Here is a 19,734-nt window from a genome sequence, read left to right as displayed (position 1 = left end):
CCGGGGCGCGGTGGCGGGCGCCTCGTCCCCCGGGCCCGCGCGCTCGTCTCCTCGCGCACCGCCCCTTTTTGTGGGAACCGCACAAGAGGGAGAGGGGTCGGCCTGCGCGGGTCCGGGGTATCCCGCTCGGGGAGCCCCCGAATACCGTGGGGCCATGATCAAGAATACCTCGTCAGCGACCGGCGCGACCGGTGCTGCGACCGCTGCCGCGCCCGCCTCCCACCTCGCCCTCGCCGCGCGCGAGACGGCGCTCATCATCCTGGGCACCGCCGCCATCGCCCTCATCGGCCAGGTCTCTCTCCCGCTGCCCTTCACCCCGGTCCCGGTGACCCTGGGAACTCTCGCGGCCCTCGGCGTCGGCGCCGCGCTCGGCAGCCTGCGCGGCATCGCCTCCTCTCTCCTGCTGGCGGGGCTGGCCGCCGTCGGCGCCCCGGTCCTCGCCGGTTGGAGCGGTGGGGTGACCGCCTCCTTCGGCTACGTGCTCGGCTACGCCCTGGCCGCGGGGCTCGCGGGCCGCGTCGCCCGCTCGGACGCTGGCCTTCCTGCCCGCTTCGCCCTCATGCTCATCGCCTCGGGCTCCGTGTTCGTCCCCGGGGTCATGTGGCTCAAGATCGCCCTGGGGGTGGGCTGGGGCAAGGCCGTCGCCCTGGGCCTGACGCCGTTCCTCATCGGCGATCTCCTCAAGTCCGCCTTCATGGCCGTGGTGACCGCCAAGCGCCGCTGAGCGCGCGGAGCCGGCTGCGCGACCGGCCCGGGCGGTGATCGCCCGGGCCGGTCGCGTGTGAGGCCCGGACCGGGCCGGGGCGGGCCAGGGGCAAGCCCAGGGCCGGGCCCGGGAGGATCGCGCGAGGTGACGGGGTGTGCCTTCTGGCCTACGATTCCCCCCGACCGGAGCCATATCGTTCCGCCATGAGCGCCGACCTGTCCGTCCTCGACCCCGTCCCCGCCGTCGTCGGGCGCGACCGGGGCTCCGCCCTGGCCGAGATGCGCGAGTTGGCGCGCGCCGCTGACAGGGCCGGCTACGCCCGATACTGGGTCACCGAGTACCACGCCTCGCCCCTCTACCTGTCCTCGGCCACGCCGATCCTGCTTGGCCAGGTGCTCGCCGCGACGGAGCGGATCGGCGTGGCCAGCTGCTCGATGCTCCCCAACCACTCGCCCCTCATCGTCGCCGAGCAGTTCGGGACCCTCGCCACGATGTACCCCGGGCGGGTCGGGATCGGGCTGGGGCGCGCGCCCGGCACGGACACGATGACGGCGGGGGCGCTGCGGCGAGGCCCGGCGGACCCCGCAGCCTTCACATCGAGCATCACCGACATCCTGGGCTACCTGGGGCACGGAGAGCCGGGCGGTCCCGGGAGCCGGGTCCGGGCGGTCCCGGGGGAGGGGACCCGCCCGCCCGTCTGGGTGCTCGGCTCCTCGGTCAACGGGGCGAGGGTCGCCGGCACCCTGGGCCTGCCCTTCGTCGTCGCCTCGCATTTCGCTCCCTCGCAGGCCGAGGCGGCCGTGGCCACCTACCGGTCGGTCTTCGACGCCTCCGCGCCGACGGCCACCGTTGAGGCCCCGCGCGTGGCCGCGGCGGTGAACGCGGCCGTCGCGCCCAGCGAGGATGAGGCGCGCCGCCTCTTCTCCACCGCGATGGCCTCCTCGGCGCGGCTCGTGTCCGGCGCCCCGGGCCCGCTGGAGCCGCCGCTGGAGGATCCGGAGGACTGGCGGGCGCTGGCGGCCGGGAGGGAGAGCGCTGTCGAGGAGGCGATGCGCCTGTCCTTCGTGGGGGCGCCCGAGACGGTGGTCGCGGGCCTGCGCGAGTTCGAGGAGCGCTGGGGCCTGGAGGAGGTCCTCGTCGTGACCCACATCCACGACGCCGCCGCCCGCCGCCGCTCCTACGAGCTCCTCGCCTCCGCCTGGCGCCCCTGATCCCATGAGCGAGACCGGTCGAAAATAGGAGCGAGACCGGTTCGCCGACCGGTCTCGATGAGAGGAGGGGGAGGATGGGGGCATGCTCACGGTTCCCACAGTCATCGTCCGTCCCCGGTTCGGCCGTCCCCTCACCGTCCTCGTGGCGGGGGTCGGGGCCGCGCTCGCGGTCACGATCGGCATCAACGACGGCGCCCGGCACTTCCTCATCGCCCTGGCCTGCGCCCTCGCCGCGACGGCCGCGGCCTACGCCCTGTGGTGGCAGCCCGAGCTACGCCTCGACGAGCGAGGCCTGACCGCGCGCAACCTCCTGGTCACCCACCGCGTCGGCTGGGACGCCTACCAGGGCTGTGGAGGCCGCTGGGGCCTGGAGATCATCACCGATGACGGCGCCCGCGTCCCCGTCGCCGCGGCGCCCCGCCAGGGCGGGCTGTCGATCGGCGTCAACCGGCAGATCGAGCGCTCGCGCGCCGCCGTCGGGGAGGGGCCGGAGGCGGGAGGGGCCGAGGGGCTCCTCCCCGGCGCCGGGGGCCGCGGCCTGGATGGCGCTCATGGCCGCGGCCGCCCCATCGTGCTGGCCCTCAGCGCGGAGCGCGCCGCCGACCTCATCGACGCCTACCGCGCGCGGCTTGACGGCGCGGCGCCGTCCTCGCGCGAGCGCGCCGCCCGTCGCAGCCCGGGGGCGATCGCTGTGATATCGATCGCTGCGATCGCCGTCGTCGTGGCCGGGGCCCTGCTCCTGGTGTAGAGCCGTGAGCGGCAGCACAGGAGCGGTGTCACCCTCGCCATGGCGCGCCGGGCGGGCGCGCGACTAGCCTTGGCCCGCTGTGCGCCTCGCGCGCGGTGTCGGCCCGGCACCGCGTCCTCCCCGGGCGCTCCCCAGACGGAAGAAGAGCCCACATATGACCGTGCGCCAGGACCTGCGCAACGTCGCCATCGTCGCCCACGTCGACCATGGCAAGACCACCCTTGTCGACGGGATGCTCTGGGAGGCGGGGGCGTTCGGTGCCCGAGCCACGCAGGAGAACACCGCCGAGCGGGTCATGGACTCCGGGGAGCTCGAGCGCGAGAAGGGCATCACCATCCTCGCCAAGAACACGGCCGTCCATTACGCGGGCCCCGCCGCGGTCGAGGCCGGTCTGCCGGACGGCATCACCATCAACGTCATCGACACCCCCGGCCACGCCGACTTCGGCGGCGAGGTGGAGCGCGGCCTGTCGATGGTCGACGGCGTCGTCCTCCTCGTGGACGCCTCCGAGGGGCCCCTGCCGCAGACCCGGTTCGTGCTGCGCAAGGCCCTGGCCGCGAGCCTGCCGGTCATCCTCGTGGTCAACAAGGTGGACCGGCCCGACTCCCGCCTTGACGAGGTCGTCTCGGAGTCCACTGACCTGCTGCTCTCGCTGGCCTCGGACCTCGCGGACGAGAACCCGGACATCGATCTCGACGCCGTCCTCGACGTCCCCGTCATCTACGCCTCCGCCAAGGCCCGCCGCGCTGACACCGCCCAGCCGGCCGACGGCGAGCTGCCCGCCAACGGGGACCTCGAGCCCCTCTTCCGCACCATTATCGAGCGGATCCCCGGCCCCTCCTACGACGAGGGCGCCCCGCTCCAGGCCCATGTCACCAACCTGGACGCCTCCCCGTTCCTGGGCCGCCTGGCGCTGCTGCGCATCCACAACGGCACGATCCGCAAGGGGCAGGCCGTGGCCTGGGCCCGCCATGACGGCACCCTGGCCAATGCCCGCGTCTCCGAGCTGCTGGTCACCGAGGGCCTGGACCGCAAGCCCGCCGAGGAGGCCCACGCCGGTGACATCGTGGCCATCGCGGGTATCGAGGACATCACCATCGGCGAGTCCCTCGTCGACCCCGAGGATCCCCGCCCGCTGCCCCTCATCACCGTCGACGATCCCGCCATCTCCATGACCATCGGGATCAACACCTCCCCGATGGCCGGGCGCACCAAGGGCGCCAAGGTCACGGCCCGCCAGGTCAAGGACCGCCTCGACCGCGAGCTCATCGGCAACGTCTCCCTGCGCGTCCTGCCGACCTCCCGCCCCGACGCCTGGGAGGTCCAGGGGCGCGGTGAGCTGGCGCTGGCCATCCTCGTCGAGCAGATGCGCCGCGAGGGATTCGAGCTCACCGTCGGCAAGCCCCAGGTCGTCACCCGCATGATCGATGGCAAGCGCCACGAGCCCGTCGAGCGCATGACGATCGACGTCCCCGAGGAGCACCTGGGCGCCGTCACGCAGCTCATGGCGGCCCGCAAGGGCCGCATGGAGACGATGACCAACCACGGCACCGGCTGGATCCGCATGGAGTTCCTCGTGCCCGCGCGCGGCCTCATCGGCTTCCGCAGCCAGTTCCTCACCGACACCCGCGGCACGGGCATCGCCTCCTCCATCGCGGAGGGCTACGAGCCCTGGGCCGGACCGATCGTCTCGCGCACCACGGGATCCCTCGTCTCGGACCGCGCGGGCGCCGTCACCGCCTACGCCCTCATCCGCCTCCAGGACCGCGGCACCTTCTTCGTCGAGCCCACTCAGGAGACCTATGAGGGGCAGGTCGTGGGGGAGAACCCCCGCAATGAGGACATGGACGTCAACGTCGTGCGCGAGAAGCAGCAGACCAACATGCGCTCTTCCACCGCCGACTCCTTCGAGGGGCTCGTGCCGCCCCGCAGGCTCACCCTCGAGGAAGCCCTCGAGTTCGCCGCCGATGACGAGTGCGTGGAGGTCACCCCTGAGGCCGTGCGCATCCGTAAGGTGATTCTTGATTCCCAGGAGCGGTTCAAGGAGGCGGCCCGCCGTCGTCGTTCCCAGTCCTGATGACCGCCCTTCCCTGGAGGTTCCCTCATGAATGATGCTGTGACCAGCCCTGACGAAGTCACCGCTGCGCTGGAGGCCCTGCATGCCGCCACCCCCGACCACGCCGCGGAGGAGGCCGACGGCGGGGAGGTGCTCGACGGCGATGCCCTCGACGAGGCCGCGCCCGAGGAGGATGGGGCGCCCGACGCCAGCGATGCCGACGGGGCCGGGGCTGCCCCGGTCGACGAGGCCGCTGCCGACGACCTCGAGGCCGGGGGCGCGGTCCCCGATGCCGCGCTGCCGGCCGACGCCGCCATCGCGGCGAGCGCCCTGGCGATCGCCACCTTGGCCGACCGGATCGGCGTCGCCCTGCCCGAGGCCGTCGTCCCCGGGGAGCCGGTGGAGGGAATCGGGAGCGCGGCTGACGGCGGCGCCGAGCCTGCCGACGACGCCGATGGAACGCCCTCGGACGCGCCCGCCGAGGACGGCGGTGCTGAGACGGGTGAGGCCGAGATCGCGGTCGCCGGGGAGAGCGCCGAGCCCACCGGCCTGGTCGGGGTCTCCGACGCCGCTGTCGCTGCCGCCGCCCTGGGCGTCGTCGCGGCGGCCACGCGCGCCGCTGTCCTGCCGGCCAGCGCCGATTCCCCGGAGGACGCGGCCGATGCTCCCGAGGGCGGGGCCCCGTCCCGCGCGGATGCTGAGCTCGCGGATCCCGCCGTCGGCGCCGCCACCGCGGTGGCCACCGGCGCCGCGACTGCCGCCGCTGGCGCAGCAGTCGCGGCCACGCGACCGAGCCCCACCCGGACCGGGACCGCCACCCCGGAGACCGCCACCGAGGGGGCGGGCGCCAAGGCCGACGCTGATGCCGGGGGAGCCGCTGATCGTCCTGATGAGGATGAGGGGGCTGGCCGAGCCGCCGTCCTCCTCGGCCTGGCCAAGGGGTCCGTCCGCAATCCCCGGCGCCTCATGATCGCCGCCACGGCCCTCGTCGCCGCGGCGTGGCTCGGCGGGGCGATCTGGACCACCCAGGCCCTCGCCGATGGCTCGACCGTCGGCGGGGTGAGCGTCGGGGGGATGAGCCCATCGGAGGCGAGGAGCGCCGTCGAGCAGTTCTTCGCGGAGAGCCTGGCCCAGCCGGTCACGGTCACCGCCGGCGATAAGTCCGCCCAGATCACGCCCGCGGACTCGGGCGTGAGCGTGGACGCCGGTTCCAGCGTCGGCCGCCTGACGGGGTTCACCCTCAACCCGCTCACCATCATCGACCGCCTCGGCGGGGACTCGGTGCCCGCCGCCACCTCCGTGGACTCGGCCGCCCTCACCCGCAGCCTCAACAGCCACCTGGGCGAGCTCTCGTCGGGCACCGTCAACGCCGAGATCTCCCTGCAGGGCACCAAGCCCGTGGTCTCGCCGAGCCGCGCCGGCACCGGCGTCGACGTCGAGGCCTCGGTCAGCGGCCTGTCCTCGGACTGGCCGCTGGGGGACTCCACCATCGCCCTCGTCGAGGGGACCACGAGCCCCGCCGTGACCGACGAGCAGGCCCAGTCCTACGCCGATAGCGTCATCACCCCCCTCTTGTCCGCGCCCGTGACGGTCACCGCGGACGGGGCGACGACGGCCGCTCCCGCCACCGGCGCCCTCACCCTGAGCCCCCAGCGGCTCGCCCCCATGCTGCGCATCAGCTCCAAGACGGGCGAGCTGTCCACCACCCTCGACCCCGACGCGCTGCGCCAGGCGGTGGTCGCGGCGATGGGCTCCCAGATCGAGAGGGCCGCCGTCGAGTCCGGGTGGACCATCGAGGGCCGCGCCGACGCCAGACCGCGGTACGTAGCGCCCGTCAACGGCCTGGCCATCGACACCACCGCGCTGTCCACCGAGATCATCACCACTGGCAGCACCCAGGTGGGGACCTCCCAGCGCCAGGTCGTCCTGCCGATGACCTCCACCGCGCCGTCCACCACCACTGCCGAGGCGGACTGGGGGATCAAGGAGATCGTCGGCGAGTACGCCACCCCCTACTACGAGGACCCCGCCCGCACCCAGAACCTGATCGCGGGCGCCGCCGCGCTCAACGGCAAGATCGTCATGCCGGGGGCCACCTTCTCCACGAACGACTCCCTGGAGCCCGTGGACGCCGAGCACGGCTTCACCTCCTCCGGCGTCATCCTCGATGGGGTCCATACCGAGGCCTTCGGGGGCGGGCTCTCCCAGATCGGCACCACCGTGTTCAACGCCGCGTACGAGGCCGGGATGGACGACGTCGAGCACCATCCCCACTCCTACTGGTTCGATCGCTACCCGGCGGGGCGCGAGGCCACCCTCTGGTCGCCGGAGAAGGACGTCAAGTTCTCCAACTCGACCCCCTATCCCGCGCTCATCCAGGCCTGGGCGGCGGACGGCCAGGTGCACGTGCGCCTGTGGTCCACGCATCACTACGACGTCTCGATCGTCTCCGGTGAGAAGGAGGGCTACACCCCCATCGGCACCGTCAACCGCTCCGGCCCCCGCTGCGAGCCCTACGGCGGGGGAGAGGGCGGCTTCTCCATCACGGTGACCCGCAGCCGCAAGGCGCCGGACGGCACCGTCACCGAGGACACCCTCCGCACCACCTATGACCCCGACAACGCCGTGACCTGCTCCGGCGGGGGCGCCCCCGCGCAGCCGTCGAGCGCGCAGGCCGGGCAGCCCCAGGGTCCCGGCGACTCCTCTCAGACGAGCGCGCAGGGCCAGCAGGCGCCGTCCGGCGGGTCCTCGCCTGACCCCGCGGCCGCCGCCCCGGAGCCCCAGGCCCCCGCGGCCCCCGCGGAGCCCCAGGCTCAGGCGGCGCCCCCCGTCGATGCCCCCGCGGCCCCGCCGGCGCCCGAAGCCAAAGCGGGCTTCGGCCGGCAGGACTAGACGCATCGCGCCCGCGAGGCGCGGCGAGGCGGCGACCGCTCCGTGCTCCCCGGATGGGAGGCCGTCGCGCGGGATGCCCGCGCGGGCGTGCTCGCCGCCACCATGCGGTCGTCTTGGGGATTCGGTCCGGACGGGGCAATACTTGGCCTTGATCGGACGCCGCCGGCGGGCGGCCCGGGACCTAGTCGAGAGGAACTCCGCCATGACCTACGTCATCGCCCAGCCGTGCGTGGATGTCAAGGACCGTGCCTGCGTCGACGAGTGTCCGGTCGACTGCATCTACGAGGGCGAGCGGAGCCTGTACATCAACGCCGACGAGTGCGTGGACTGCGGCGCCTGCGAGCCCGTCTGCCCCACGGAGGCGATCTTCTACGAGGACGACGTCCCCGAGGAGTGGGGGGACTACACCCGCGCTAACATCGACTTCTTCGAGCTGCGCGGCCTGGGATCGCCGGGCGGCGCCCAGAAGACCGGCGCCCTGGACTACGACGACCCCATGATCGCCGCCCTACCCCCGCAGAACGAGGACTACCGCGCCGAGCACGGTCTCGACTGAGGCCGCCGCGCCCTCACCGGCGCCCATGCCGCGCGGTCATCGGCGACCTCGTGACTCCTGGTGACGAGGTCGCCGGGGGCACGGGTTCGTCACCAAGAGCGCGAACTCGCTGAGGCTTGGAGGACAATGCGGTGGTGAACGCCTCCACGGACCGGCCCCGCGCCCTGCCCCGCCCGCTCGCCCTCCCGGACTTCCCCTGGGACGCGCTCGCCCCCTACCGGGCCCGAGCCGCAGAGCATCCCGGCGGCGTCGTCGACCTCGCCGTCGGCACCCCCGTGGACCGCGTCCCCGCCATCGCCCGCGAGGCGCTCGCCGCCGCCGCCGACGCCCCCGGCTACCCGGCCGCCACCGGCACCCCCGCCCTGCGCGCCGCCATCATCGACTGGGCCGCTCGCCGCCGCGGCGTCACCGGCCTGACCGACGCCCACGTCATCCCCACGATCGGCTCCAAGGAGCCCGTCGCGCTCCTGCCCCTCCAGCTCGGCGCGCGCCCCGGCGACCTCGTCCTCCACCCCCGCGCCGCCTACCCCACCTACGACGTCGGCGCCCGCATCGCCGGGGCCACGCCTGTCCCCGTCGACACCGACGCCGATCCCGCCACCTGGGACCTCCCCGGCGGCGCGGGCGCCCCCGAGCGCCCCATCGCCATGATCTGGCTCAACAGCCCCGGCAATCCTGACGGCCATGTGCTCGGCGTCGACCAACTGGCGCGGATCGTCGCCTGGGCGCGCGAGCGCGGCGCCGTCGTCGCCTCCGACGAGTGCTACGCCGAACTCGGCTGGGAGGCCCCTTGGGATGCCGAGCCCATCCCCAGCCTCCTCGATCCCCGTGCCACGGGCGGGGACATGACCGGGCTGCTCGCCCTCTACTCCCTGTCCAAGCAGTCCAACCTCGCCGGCTACCGCGCCGCCCTGCTCGCCGGGGACCCGGCGCTCGTGAGCGCCGTCACCGAGATCCGCAAGCACACCGGGATGCTTCCGCCCGCCCCCGTCCAGGCCGCCATGGCCGCCGCCCTGGGCGACGACGAGCACGTGGCCGCCCAGCGCGAGGTCTACCGCGCCCGTCGCGAGGCCCTCGTCGAGGCGACGGCGGCGGCCGGCCTCGTGGGCGATCCCGCATCCGTGGCGGGCCTCTACCTGTGGCTCGGACTGCCCGAGGAGGCCGCCGCCAGGGGCGCCTACGAGCTCGTCGGCGCCTTCGCCGAGCTCGGGATCATCGTCGCCCCGGGCGACTTCTACGGGGAGGCGGGCGCCGGGCGGGTGCGCATGAGCCTGACCGGCACCGACGAGCGCGTGGCGGCCGCCTGCGAACGCCTGCGCTCGCCCCGTGCGGCCGCGCTCTTCCGCTTCTGAGCGGCAGCCGGGCGGAGGTGCTACGGAGCCTCCGCGCCCTGGGAGGTGACGCGGAGGTGACAGCGCGATCGCTACAGTGAGGCGGACCCCGTGGCCCCAGGCCCACCGGCTCGAGGCGCCCGCCCGCGCGGAGCGCCGAACAGGGAGGAGACCGACATGACCGACACCAGCCCCGCCGCCAGCGCAGCCGCCGCCGAGCTGCGGTCCCTCAACGACAGCGACGCCGTCGGCATCCTCACCATCGGAGACCGCCGCCTGGAGCTCCCGCGCGCCTACGCGACCGAGGGCTCCGACGGGCTGGGCGTGGGCAAGCTCCTCGCGTCCACCGGCATGGTCACCCTCGACCCGGGCTTCACGAACACGGCCTCGTGCGCCTCCGAGATCACCTACATCGACGGCGACGCCGGTATCCTGCGCTACTGCGGCTACCCCATTGAGGAGCTCGCCAAGTCCTCCTCCTTCCTAGAGGTCGCCTTCCTGCTCATCAACGGCGACCTCCCCGACGCCGAGACCTTCGAGCGCTTCGAGCGGCGCATCGCCCGCCACCGCCTCCTCCACGAGGACTTCCGCAGCTTCTTCACCGCGTTCCCCTCCTCCGGCCACCCCATGGCGATCCTCCAGGCGGGCATCTCCGGCCTGGCCACCTACTACGAGGACACCCTCAACCCGCACGACCCCTACGAGCGGGAGCTCGCGACCGTCCTGCTGCTGAGCAAGATGCCGACGATGATCAGCTACATCGCCCGGCGCGCCATCGGCCTTCCCCTGGTCTACCCGGACCCCAAGTGCGGATACGTGGAGGACTTCCTGCGCCTGACCTTCGGGATGCCCTACCAGTCCTACGAGATCGACCCCGCGATCGTGAAGGCCCTGGACATGCTCCTCATCCTTCACGCCGACCACGAGCAGAACTGCTCCACCTCCACGGTGCGGCTCGTTGGCTCAGCGGACGCCAACATGTACGCCTCCGTGGCCGCGGGCGTGGGGGCCCTGTCCGGTCCGCTGCACGGCGGCGCGAACGAGGCCGTCCTGCGGATGCTCGACACGATCCAGGCCTCGGGCATGAGCACCGCCGAGTTCGTCCGCAAGGTGAAGGACAGGGAGGACGGCGTGCGGCTCATGGGCTTCGGCCACCGGGTCTACAAGAACTACGACCCGCGCGCCGCCATCGTCAAGGCCACCGCCCATGACGTGCTCACCCGCCTGGGCAGCGACTCCGGTGATCGAATGCTCCAGATCGCCATGGAGCTGGAGGAGACGGCCCTGAACGACGAGTACTTCGTCTCGCGCCGCCTCTACCCGAACGTGGACTTCTACACCGGACTCATCTACCAGGCGATGGGCTTCCCCACGAAGATGTTCACGCCCCTGTTCGCCCTGGGGCGCCTGCCCGGGTGGATCGCCCAGTACCGCGAGATGATCTCCGATCCTGCCAAGCGCATCGGTCGTCCCCGCCAGGTCTACACCGGCGCCACCGAGCGGCACTACGTGGCCATCCACCGCCGCAAGCACTCCGACGCCGTCTACCCCGCCACCCGTTCGGGCGAGCGTGCGCTCGACCGCGTCAACAAGGTGTGAGTCGATCCTCCCGGGCGGCGGGGAGGGCCCGCGCGCATCCCCCGTCCAAGCCGGCCTAGGCCATGCCGACGAGCCCGCGGGGCCCCTTCCCGCTCCCACGCGCTCGCCTCTGATGCCCGCCGCGGCTGAGGGCGCGGAGGCCGGCTAGCGCGCGGCGCCGAGCTCGATGCTCTTGCCGCCGCGGGGAAGGGCCTCGACGGCGCCGGACTGCGAGTTGCGGCGGAACAGGACGTTCGAGGCGCCGGCGAGCTCACGGGCCGCCACCACGCGCGGCTCCCGGAACAGTCCGTGACCACCGGGGATGACGCCGCCTGACGGCATCACCGACACCCTCGTCCCGGCGGTGATGTACAGACCGGCCTCCACGACGCAGTCGTCGCCCAGGGGGATGCCCAGGCCCGAGTTGGCGCCCAGCAGGCAGCGCTCGCCGATGCTCACGCGCCTCAGCCCGCCGTCGGCGAGCATCCCCATCGTGGAGGCGCCGCCGCCGATGTCGGAGCCGTCGCCGATGAGCACACCCTGCGAGACGCGCCCCTCCACCACGGAGCGGCCCAGGGTGCCCGCGTTGTAGTTGACGAAGCCTGATGCCAGGACCGACGTGCCCTCGGACAGGTACGCGCCCAGGCGCACGCGGGCGCCGTCGGCGATCCTCACGCCCGAGGGCACCACGTAGTCCGCCATTCGCGGGAACTTATCCACGGAATGAACCTGGACCGGGCGGCCCAGGGCCCGGCGCAGGCGCATGCGGGTGGCCTCGAAGCCCTCCGCGGCGCAGGGGCCCACCGCCGTCCACACCACCGTGGGCAGGCGGGAGAAGATGCCGTCCAGGTTCACCGTGTTCGGCTCGGCCAAGCGGTGCGAGAGCACATGGAGGCGCAGGTAGGAGCCGGCGACGGTCCGCGGGGAGTCGTCGAGATCCGCCCAGGTGCGCACCACCGTGGTGTGGACCCCCCGCGCCTCATCCTTGGTCTCCATCGCGGAGAGCGTGGCGAGCAGATCGGAGTGGCCGTCCTCGGGCTCATCGCCGAGGACCGGCCGCGGGTACCAGACGTCGAGGGTGGAGCCGTCGTCGGTGACGGTTGCCAGGCCGAGGCCCCAGGCGCTTCGCGTTGTCATGGCCCTACCCTACGGGAGGCCCCCCGACACGGCCCGGCTCTCCCGGTATCCGGGCTGGGCGCGCCCGGGTGGCACAATCGCATCCATGGAGCGCACCACGATCCACCTCATGCGCCACGGCGAGGTCCACAACCCTGAGGCCGTCCTCTACGGGCGCATGCCCGGCTACCACCTCTCCGAGCTCGGCCAGCGCATGGTGGAGCGCGTCGCGGAGGTCCTGCGCTCCACCGATCATGACATCGCCGCCGTCATCACCTCCCCCCTGGAGCGCGCCGTCGAGACCGGCGCCCCCACCGCGCGGGCCTACGGGCTGGAGGCGACGACGGACGGGCGCCTCATCGAGGCCGGCAACCACTTCGAGGGGGTCGCCGTCAACCGGAACCGCTGGGTGCTGGCGCATCCGCGCCACTGGCCGTACTACACCAACCCCCTGCGCCCGTCCTGGGGTGAGCCCTACGCCGAGCTCGTGACCCGCATGAGCGGGGCCATCCGCTCCGCGCTGCCCCTCGCTCGCGGGCGCGAGGCGCTGCTCGTGTCCCACCAGCTGCCCGTGTGGGCCACGCGGCTCTGGGTGGAGGGGCGTCCCCTGGCACACGATCCCCGGCGCCGCCAGTGCGCGCTCGCCTCGCTGACCTCCCTCGCCTTCGACGGCGGGACGCTTGTGGGCGTGGACTACTGGGAGCCCGCGGGCGAGCTCCTGCATGTGGCCGAGGACATGGTTCCCGGAACCTCCGCCGCCAGTGAGAAGGGAGCAGCGTGACCTCTCAGAGGACGCAGAGGGAGGACGCGGAGAAGCGAGCGGAGGGCGTGCCCGGGGATGGCGCCGAGGCGCGCCCCGATGCCGCCGTCGCCCCGATGCCTGGGCCGAGGAGGGGGCTCATCCGCCGGCCGTCGAAGAATGACGAGGTCGTCACCATCAAGGTCCGCGAGATCTTCGACATCGTCGATGCCCGCGAGGCCCAGGCCGCCTCGGAGCGCCTCGCGGCGGAGAAGACCGCCGCGAGGCCGAGTTGGACTGGGCAGGACTTCGTGTGGTGGAACACCGCCGCTGTTCTCACCGCCGCTCGCGCCGGGCGCCGCCCCAACCCCGTCTCGCCGATCATCGACCCCGTGCGCGGCTCCTTCGGATCGGGGGAGCGCATGCTGGCCAGCTGTGATGCCGAGCTGCTCATGTGGCGGCGCGGCGACGCCACCTACAACCCGTCCAGGGGGTTCTTCCTCGCGGGCGGGCCAGTGGGGCTGGCGCTGACCGCCGCGTTCTTCGGCGGGCAGGCCGTGGTCAACAAGAAGAGGCGCCGCGCGGCCGCGGCGGACGCCGTCGAGAGATGGCGCCACCTGGCCAACGCCCGCGTGACTGTGTCCACGCACGGCATCTACATCGGAACGGGCGAGGGCATCATGCCGGTGGGCTACCACGAGGTGCAGGAGGCGGCCTCCACGGGCCCGGGCGAGATCGTCATGGCGGCGGGCAATGCCAAGGGCACCGCGCGCTGGAAGCTGCGCGGCCAATGGGCCGAGCTCATCCTCGTTCTGTGGTCGGTGCTGTACATGCCCGAGCACCCGCAGGTGGTGGGCCGCACCTGGCTGCCCCAGGGCTGGCTGGACCACGCGGCGGCGAACGGCTACCCCGTTGATACCTCCACCTGGCCGCGCTTCAGCCCGAACCCGGATTAACCCTCCCCCCCTGAACCGAGACCGGTCGTTGTTACGAGCGAGACCGGTCGTTGTTAGGAGCGAGACCGGTTCGCTGTCCACAGGGTTGGGGCTGGTGGGGGTTTTCCACAGATTGGTGGTGGGGTCTGGTGCTGGGGGTGGGCGGGGTTCTAGGGTTGGGATCCGACGGCGATGCCGCTGTCGTCTGGGGCCGACCTGGGGTCTCGCGCCGCTCCCTGGTCCACGTCCGCCCGCCCCGCCGTCTTGGAAGGCCCCAGCGCCCATGGCCCCCTCGTCCTCCTCCTTGCCGGTCCGTACTCCCCGGCCCGCGGCGCTTCGACGGCGCCGCGCTCGTCTCGACGCCGGCAGCCGCCGTCCGATCGTCGTGGCCCTGGTGGCGTGCTGCGCCCTGGGCCTGGTGCTGCTGGCGGCCTGCGCCAAGGACCCTGCCCCGCCCGAGGTCAGCGGGACCCTGCCCACGCAGTTCGCGGCCGCCACCCCCACCAGCGCGGCGGCCTCGCTCAGCCCCGAGCTGGCCGCTCAGAGAGCCACCGCCCTGGCTATGCCCAAGCCCCCCGTCCCGGCCGAGGCCACTGAGAACACCCAGCAAGGAGCCGTCCGCGCCGCCGTGCACTTCATCGAGCTCTACCGGTACGCCTTCGTCACCGGCGACACCACCGACCTGGCCGCCATGAGCGAGGACAGATGCACATTCTGCACCTCTGCGATCAATGCGATAACCGATCTTCACGCCAAGGGTGGCTGGAGCAATTTTTGGAAACTAAAACTCACAGATTTTCAATACATCTCCCCGGGTAAGGGAAAGGAGTACTGCGGGGTCAGGACCATCATGACGAGCACTGAGTCAACGTCCATCAAAAAGGGTGGGAAAGTTGTGGTGGAACCAGCGGAAGAAAAGACCGTCTTCTTCGCCTTGCGGTACTACGACGATGCCTGGCACGTCGGAGAGGTGTCCACAGAATGATAGCGGAAATATTGACGCTCCTTGCGGCCTCCTGCTTATTCTTGGCTTCACCTCTCCCCACTAGCGTGGGATCCAAGAACGACGCCGACACCGTAAGGCAGATAGACAGTTATGGATCCGGAAACACTGTTGTCACTCAATCGTTGACGGCGGAGGAGGTTCTCGTCCAAGGCGATCCCTCGTCGTCGGCCGGTGGGGGCGGTGGTGGGGGTGGGTCTCAGGGCGTGGTGGTCACGGCCGGGCAGCCCCAGGCCGGGCCCGTGGAGGCCGACTACATCTGCGACGGGCAGGACACCCAGGGCGACAACACCGTCGCGTGCCGCCTCCAACCAACCCCCACGCCACCCGCGGCCGACCCCGACCCGGCCCCGGCGCTGATCGTGGTGACCTCCCGTGACGTGGCGACCCTCATCGTCGACGGCCCGGGCATCACCCTCCAACCACCCGGGAGCACCATCCTGGTGCACATGCCGCTGATCGCCTACACCAACCCCGCCACCCGCTCACTATCGACCACCGTGGGCGGCGTCAGCGTCGACGTCGAGGCCACCCCCACCACCTACGCCTGGCACTGGGGCGACGCCACAACCACGACCACCACCGACCCCGGGCACCCCTACCCCCACCACACCACCACCCACCTGTACGCCACCACCGCCGACGGCGTCACCGTCACCCTGACCACCACCTGGACCGCCCGCTACCGCCCCACCGGCACCACCAACTGGCAGCCCGTCAACGGCTACGTCACCACCACCCAGACCTCCCCGCCCTTCAACATCCGCCGCCTGGTCCCCTACCTCACCGACGACGCCGAACACCACCACAACCACTAACCCACCCCCGAACCAGCCCCACCCCCAACAACAACCAGCCTCACCCCTCACAACAACCGGTCTCGCTCCTCACAACAACCGGTCTCGCCCCTGATTTCGACCGGTCTCGATGAAAGGGGAGAGGCGGGGCGGGGAGGGGCGGGGAGGGAGGTCAGCGCAGGACGTAGGCGGTCATCCAGCGGCGCATGGCGCCCAGCACCTGCTCGCGCACGGGAGGCGCGGAGAGGATGAGGTCGTGCACGGCGCCGTCGAAGCGCGCCACGGTGACGAGCGGCCCCAGGGCGACGGCGCGCCGGGCCGTCGCGTCGACGTCGATCACCGTGTCCGTCCGGCGCGAGTCCGGTGTCCACGTGACCCCCAGGCGCGAGCGCGCCGACACCATCGACAGCACCGGGCAGCGGATATCGAGTCCCGCCGCCACCCGGGCCTGGCCGGCGAGGATCGCCCGCAGCCATCCGGGCCGGAGCGGCGCACCGGGCCGGCGGACCCACTCGTCGTTGATCTGCCAGCCGCGCACCCACGGGTCGTTCGCCCACGCGGGATCCGGCTCCCCGTCGCGCTCGTCCCAGCCATCGGTGACGCGGAAGCACTTCTCGGCGGGGAAGTTCGGCGTCGGTAGGGGGCGGCGAGGATCACGGCGCGCCAGGGCTCGCAGCACCGGCTGACCGAGGAGCCTGGCCGGCGCCGCCCCCTGGATCTCCAGCCATGGGGAGGCCAGGATGAGCGCCCGCAGCGCCCCCGGGTGGCGGTCCGCCCACAGGGAGGCCACGAGCCCGCCCGTGGAGTGCCCATAGCCGATGACGTCGATCCCCTCGTCGCGCTCGGCCCGGATAATGCTGAGGGATTGGCCGATCTCCTCGTCGTAGTCGTCGAGCGACGTCGTCCAGCCGAGCATCTGCCCGTCGCGCAAGGAGCGCCCGTAGCGGCGAAGGTCGAGGGCGTAGAAGGCCCCGCCCAGCCGGGAGATCTCCCGCGCCAGGTGCGTGTGGAAGAAGTAGTCGTTCCATCCGTGCAGGTAGAGCCAGGCGAAGGAGGGTGTCGTGGGCGTGCCCGGCAGGGCGCCGGGGTCCTCCGCGGGCACATGCCGCACCAGGGTGGCGACGGCGCCGTCGGCCTCCTCGTCGGGCAGCAGCTCCAGGGTGCGAGACTGGAAGCCGGGACCGAGGTGGTCGGGGCCCCAGCCCACGGCGGGGGCGGCTCCCTCCCCGATCATGTCGCGCCCGCCGCGTACGGGGGCTGTCCCGGCCATCCGGGGGCTGGCGCCCCCGCGCTCGGCGGGCCGCCGGATCCGGCGCTGGGCGGGCACTGGCTCATGGGATGAGCTTAGCCGAAGGCGGGGCCTGTGAGAGCCGCTTCCCCGATTCCCCGCCGTTCTCAACTCCCCGACTCGGCGCCCTCAAGGAAGTCGCGCAGCACGGCGTCCATCTGATCGGCCTCGATGAGGAAGCCATCATGCCCGTGAAGGGAGTCGATGGTCGCGCGCCGCGCGCCCGGGATGCCCTCGGAGAAGCTCATCGGCCTGCCAGGTGGGGAAGAGGCGATCGGAGGACACGTCGACCACCAGTGCGCGGGCCGTGACCCTCGCCAGGGCCGCCGGGATCCCGCCGCGCCCCGTGCCGACGTCATGGACCATCATCGAATGGGTGACGATGAGGTAGGTGTTGGCGTCGAACCTGGCCAGGAGCTTGCCCGAGTGATGATCGAGGTAGGACTCCACCTGGTAGCGCCCGCCGACGGCGGGGTCCTCCGCGCCCTGGTGCGCCCGCCCGAAGCGGGCGTCGAGCTCGGCGGCGCTTCGGTAGGTGGTGTGCGCGATCGCTCGCGCCAGTGCCAGCCCGCGCACCGGCCCCACCGGGTGGGAGTAGTAGTCGCCGTCGAAGAAGTAGGGATCGCCCACGATGGCGAGCTCCTGGAGGTGGCACCAGGCGAGCTGGTCCGCCGTCGTCGAGGCGCCGGTGGCCACGAGCGCGAGGTTGCGCACCCGCTCGGGGCGCCCCACCCCCCACTCGATGGCGCGGTGCCCGCCCAACGAGGCGCCCACGACCAGGTGGAAGACCTCGATCCCCAGGGCGTCGGCGAGGCGGGCCTCGGCGGCGACGGCGTCGCGCGTGGTCAGCCACGGGAAGCGCGATCCCCAGGGGCGCCCGTCCGGGGCCAGTGAGGAGGGCCCGGTGGAGCCCTGGCAGCCGCCCAGGATATTGGCGGCGACGACGAAGTACCGCTCGGTGTCGATCGCTCGCCCTGGCCCCACGAGACTGTCCCACCAGCCGGGGGTGGGGTGCCCGGGGCCGGGCTCGCCGGTGACGTGGGAGTCCCCGGTCAGGGCGTGCAGGACGAGGACGGCGTTGTCACGCGCCTCGCTCAGCTCCCCCCAGGTCTCGAAGGCCAGAACCGTGTTCGGCAGGGTCTCCCCGGACTCCAGGGGCAGGTCACCGATCTCCAGGAAGCGGCGGTGCCCCGGGTCGTCCCCGGTGCGCCAGGCGCCAGTGGGCGAGCCGGCCTTGCGGTCGACGAGCTTGGAGGCGGCCGTCCCCACGCCGGCCGTGACGGGCTCCGACGAGGCGGGCCCGGGCGGGCCGGGATTCGGAAGGGCGGGCTCGGGCAGGCCGGGGCCGAACGGGGTCGACTGAGTCATGGCGCTCTCCTCGGGTGGGGTCGGCGCTCAGCGCGGGCCCAGGGCCGCGAAGCCCCGCTCGAGATCGGCGATGATGTCGTCGATGTGCTCGATGCCGATGCTCAGGCGCACCGTCCCCGCGCTGATCCCCGCCGCCGCCAGGCCGGCGTCGTCGAGCTGCGAGTGCGTCGTCGTCGCCGGGTGGATGGCCAGGGAGCGCACGTCCCCGATATTGGCCACGTTGGAGAACAGCTGGAGGGCGTCGATGAAGACGCTCCCGGCCTCTCGGCCGCCTGAGAGGTCGAAGGTGAGGATCGACCCGGCGCCGCGCGGGCAGTACTTACGGTGCAGCTCGTAGTAGGGGCTGGACGGCAGGCCGGAGTAGCGCACCTGGCTCACCGCGGGGTGGGACTCCAGGTGGTGGGCCACGGCCAGGGCGTTGTCCACGTGCCGCTCCATGCGCAGCGAGAGCGTCTCCACCCCCTGGGCGATGAGGAAGGCGTTGAGCGGGCTCGCGGCGAATCCGAGATCGCGCTGGCCCTGCGCGTGCGCCTTGAGGACGAAGGCCACGTTGCCCAGCGGCGAGCCGACTCCCAGGTCGCGGGCGAAGACGATGCCGTTGTAGGACGGGTCGGGCTCGTTGAATCCGGGGAAGCGCTCGGCGTGGGCGGCGTAGTCGAACCTCCCGCCGTCGACGATGACCCCGGCGATCGAGGAGCCGTGCCCGCCCAGGAACTTCGTGGCGGATTCGACGACGATATCCGCCCCCCACTCGAAGGGCCGGGTGAGGAACGGGGAGGTCGCCGTGTTGTCGACGACGAGCGGCACCCCCGCGCGGTGTGCGGCCGCGGCGATGGGCTCGATGTCGAGGATGTCGCCCTTGGGGTTGGGGATGGACTCGCCGAAGAAGCACACGGTGGTCTCATCGGCCAGCGCCTCCCACGCGGCGGCGTCGGAGGGATCCTCGACGAACCGGGTGGTGATCCCGAGGCGGGGAAGCGTGGTGGCCAGCAGGTTGACGGTTCCGCCGTAGAGCGACGGCGAGGCGACGACGCTCGATCCCGCGCCGCCCAGGGTGAGGATCGTCAGCGTGGTGGCGGCGCTGCCCGAGGCCACGAGGTGGGCGCCGGCGCCGCCGTGCAGGGCGCAGATCCGCTGGGCGACGGCGGCGTTCGTCGGGTTGTTAAGGCGCGTGTAGATGGGGCCGAGCGAGGCCAGGGAGAAGCGGTCGGCCGCCTCGGTGGCGCTGGGGAAGACGAAGGAGGAGGTCTGGTAGACCGGCAGCGCGCGGGCGCCGGTGTCGGAGTCGGGGGTGTGGCCGGCCTGGACCTGGAGGGTCTCGAACCGCCAGGAGGCGAGGGTGTCGGGGGCGGTCGCCGCGTTGCTCATCGGGTGTCCTTCACTGGTGCCGGTGCGTGTCTGCTCTCGCCC

Annotated in this window: 15 protein-coding genes and 1 pseudogene; 12 read left to right on the top strand and 4 right to left on the bottom strand. The window is 72.6% G+C overall.

All coding sequences use genetic code 11. The features are described 5' to 3' along the window. The first annotated feature begins 154 nt into the window (after positions 1–154). From ABXS69_RS09500 to ABXS69_RS09465, 8 genes are all read left to right on the top strand, one after another. Positions 155–724 (top strand): biotin transporter BioY, encoded by a 570-nt coding sequence (locus tag ABXS69_RS09500; protein ID WP_366180418.1) that lies wholly within the window; start codon positions 155–157, stop codon positions 722–724. A gap of 185 nt (positions 725–909) precedes the next feature. Beyond that, positions 910–1,917 carry an LLM class flavin-dependent oxidoreductase gene (locus ABXS69_RS09495; protein WP_366180417.1) on the top strand — a complete coding sequence of 336 codons (1,008 nt, stop codon included), beginning with the start codon at positions 910–912 and terminating at the stop codon, positions 1,915–1,917. 82 nt (positions 1,918–1,999) lie between these two features. Continuing rightward, entirely contained in the window at positions 2,000–2,665 is a 666-nt protein-coding gene (locus tag ABXS69_RS09490) for a PH domain-containing protein (protein WP_366180416.1), read from the top strand. A 154-nt stretch (positions 2,666–2,819) separates the two neighbouring features. Then, entirely contained in the window at positions 2,820–4,742 is a 1,923-nt protein-coding gene (gene typA, locus ABXS69_RS09485) for a translational GTPase TypA (protein ID WP_366180415.1), read from the top strand. Positions 4,743–4,769: 27 nt separating this feature from the next. Next, the gene (locus ABXS69_RS09480; protein WP_366180414.1) at positions 4,770–7,613 is read left to right on the top strand and encodes a VanW family protein; all 2,844 of its coding nucleotides are present in this window, start codon (positions 4,770–4,772) and stop codon (positions 7,611–7,613) included. Between the two features lie 202 nt (positions 7,614–7,815). Beyond that, positions 7,816–8,169: a ferredoxin gene (gene fdxA, locus ABXS69_RS09475; protein ID WP_366180413.1), complete on the top strand. Its 354-nt coding sequence runs from the start codon at positions 7,816–7,818 to the stop codon at positions 8,167–8,169. A gap of 134 nt (positions 8,170–8,303) precedes the next feature. Then, positions 8,304–9,521 carry a succinyldiaminopimelate transaminase gene (gene dapC, locus ABXS69_RS09470; RefSeq protein ID WP_366180412.1) on the top strand — a complete coding sequence of 406 codons (1,218 nt, stop codon included), beginning with the start codon at positions 8,304–8,306 and terminating at the stop codon, positions 9,519–9,521. 156 nt (positions 9,522–9,677) lie between these two features. After that, a complete protein-coding gene (locus tag ABXS69_RS09465; protein WP_366180411.1) occupies positions 9,678–11,099 on the top strand; it encodes a citrate synthase in 1,422 nt (473 codons plus the stop codon). 144 nt (positions 11,100–11,243) lie between these two features. On the opposite strand, the gene dapD is transcribed toward ABXS69_RS09465, so the two are convergent. Then, positions 11,244–12,215: a 2,3,4,5-tetrahydropyridine-2,6-dicarboxylate N-succinyltransferase gene (gene dapD, locus ABXS69_RS09460; RefSeq protein WP_366180410.1), complete on the bottom strand. Its 972-nt coding sequence runs from the start codon at positions 12,213–12,215 to the stop codon at positions 11,244–11,246. A gap of 85 nt (positions 12,216–12,300) precedes the next feature. Between dapD and ABXS69_RS09455 the strand changes: the two genes are divergently transcribed. The 4 genes from ABXS69_RS09455 to ABXS69_RS09440 all read left to right on the top strand — a co-directional run bounded on the left by ABXS69_RS09455 (position 12,301) and on the right by ABXS69_RS09440 (position 15,689). Further along, positions 12,301–12,975, top strand: a complete 675-nt coding sequence (locus ABXS69_RS09455) for a histidine phosphatase family protein (protein WP_366180409.1) — start codon at positions 12,301–12,303, stop codon at positions 12,973–12,975. Further along, positions 12,972–13,889 carry a hypothetical protein gene (locus ABXS69_RS09450; RefSeq protein ID WP_366180408.1) on the top strand — a complete coding sequence of 306 codons (918 nt, stop codon included), beginning with the start codon at positions 12,972–12,974 and terminating at the stop codon, positions 13,887–13,889. Before ABXS69_RS09455 ends, ABXS69_RS09450 begins: the two co-directional genes overlap by 4 nt. A gap of 262 nt (positions 13,890–14,151) precedes the next feature. Then, the gene (locus tag ABXS69_RS09445) at positions 14,152–14,853 is read left to right on the top strand and encodes a DUF6318 family protein (RefSeq protein ID WP_366180407.1); all 702 of its coding nucleotides are present in this window, start codon (positions 14,152–14,154) and stop codon (positions 14,851–14,853) included. Positions 14,854–15,077: 224 nt separating this feature from the next. Next, positions 15,078–15,689, top strand: coding sequence for a zinc transporter (locus tag ABXS69_RS09440; RefSeq protein ID WP_366180406.1), 612 nt, complete (start codon positions 15,078–15,080; stop codon positions 15,687–15,689). Positions 15,690–15,840: 151 nt separating this feature from the next. Here the strand turns inward: ABXS69_RS09440 and ABXS69_RS09435 are convergent, their stop codons facing one another. From ABXS69_RS09435 to ABXS69_RS09425, 3 genes and pseudogenes are all read right to left on the bottom strand, one after another. Next, complete coding sequence (locus ABXS69_RS09435) at positions 15,841–16,902, bottom strand: alpha/beta hydrolase (RefSeq protein WP_366181588.1); 1,062 nt, start codon at positions 16,900–16,902, stop codon at positions 15,841–15,843. Between the two features lie 161 nt (positions 16,903–17,063). Further along, positions 17,064–18,324 (bottom strand): annotated as a pseudogene (locus ABXS69_RS09430) (homoserine O-acetyltransferase). 27 nt (positions 18,325–18,351) lie between these two features. Continuing rightward, positions 18,352–19,692, bottom strand: a complete 1,341-nt coding sequence (locus ABXS69_RS09425; protein WP_366180405.1) for a PLP-dependent transferase — start codon at positions 19,690–19,692, stop codon at positions 18,352–18,354. Positions 19,693–19,734 lie beyond the last annotated feature (42 nt).

The organism is Actinomyces timonensis (assembly GCF_040702965.1).
GTDB classification, from domain to species: Bacteria; Actinomycetota; Actinomycetes; order Actinomycetales; family Actinomycetaceae; genus Actinomyces; species Actinomyces timonensis_A.
The sequence above is the reverse complement of the archived record's forward strand: the minus strand, read 5'-3'. Positions and strand labels throughout refer to the sequence as shown.

Bases quoted from the DNA above. Each gene is read 5' to 3' on its own strand.
- ABXS69_RS09425 (WP_366180405.1), bottom strand. From the start codon at position 19,692: ATGAGCAACGCGGCGACCGCCCCCGACACCCTCGCCTCCTGGCGGTTC.
- dapD (WP_366180410.1), bottom strand. From the start codon at position 12,215: ATGACAACGCGAAGCGCCTGGGGCCTCGGCCTGGCAACCGTCACCGAC.
- ABXS69_RS09435 (WP_366181588.1), bottom strand. From the start codon at position 16,902: ATGATCGGGGAGGGAGCCGCCCCCGCCGTGGGCTGGGGCCCCGACCAC.
- ABXS69_RS09500 (WP_366180418.1), top strand. From the start codon at position 155: ATGATCAAGAATACCTCGTCAGCGACCGGCGCGACCGGTGCTGCGACC.
- ABXS69_RS09465 (WP_366180411.1), top strand. From the start codon at position 9,678: ATGACCGACACCAGCCCCGCCGCCAGCGCAGCCGCCGCCGAGCTGCGG.
- ABXS69_RS09495 (WP_366180417.1), top strand. From the start codon at position 910: ATGAGCGCCGACCTGTCCGTCCTCGACCCCGTCCCCGCCGTCGTCGGG.
- ABXS69_RS09455 (WP_366180409.1), top strand. From the start codon at position 12,301: ATGGAGCGCACCACGATCCACCTCATGCGCCACGGCGAGGTCCACAAC.
- ABXS69_RS09490 (WP_366180416.1), top strand. From the start codon at position 2,000: ATGCTCACGGTTCCCACAGTCATCGTCCGTCCCCGGTTCGGCCGTCCC.
- ABXS69_RS09480 (WP_366180414.1), top strand. From the start codon at position 4,770: ATGAATGATGCTGTGACCAGCCCTGACGAAGTCACCGCTGCGCTGGAG.
- ABXS69_RS09445 (WP_366180407.1), top strand. From the start codon at position 14,152: ATGGCCCCCTCGTCCTCCTCCTTGCCGGTCCGTACTCCCCGGCCCGCG.
- typA (WP_366180415.1), top strand. From the start codon at position 2,820: ATGACCGTGCGCCAGGACCTGCGCAACGTCGCCATCGTCGCCCACGTC.
- fdxA (WP_366180413.1), top strand. From the start codon at position 7,816: ATGACCTACGTCATCGCCCAGCCGTGCGTGGATGTCAAGGACCGTGCC.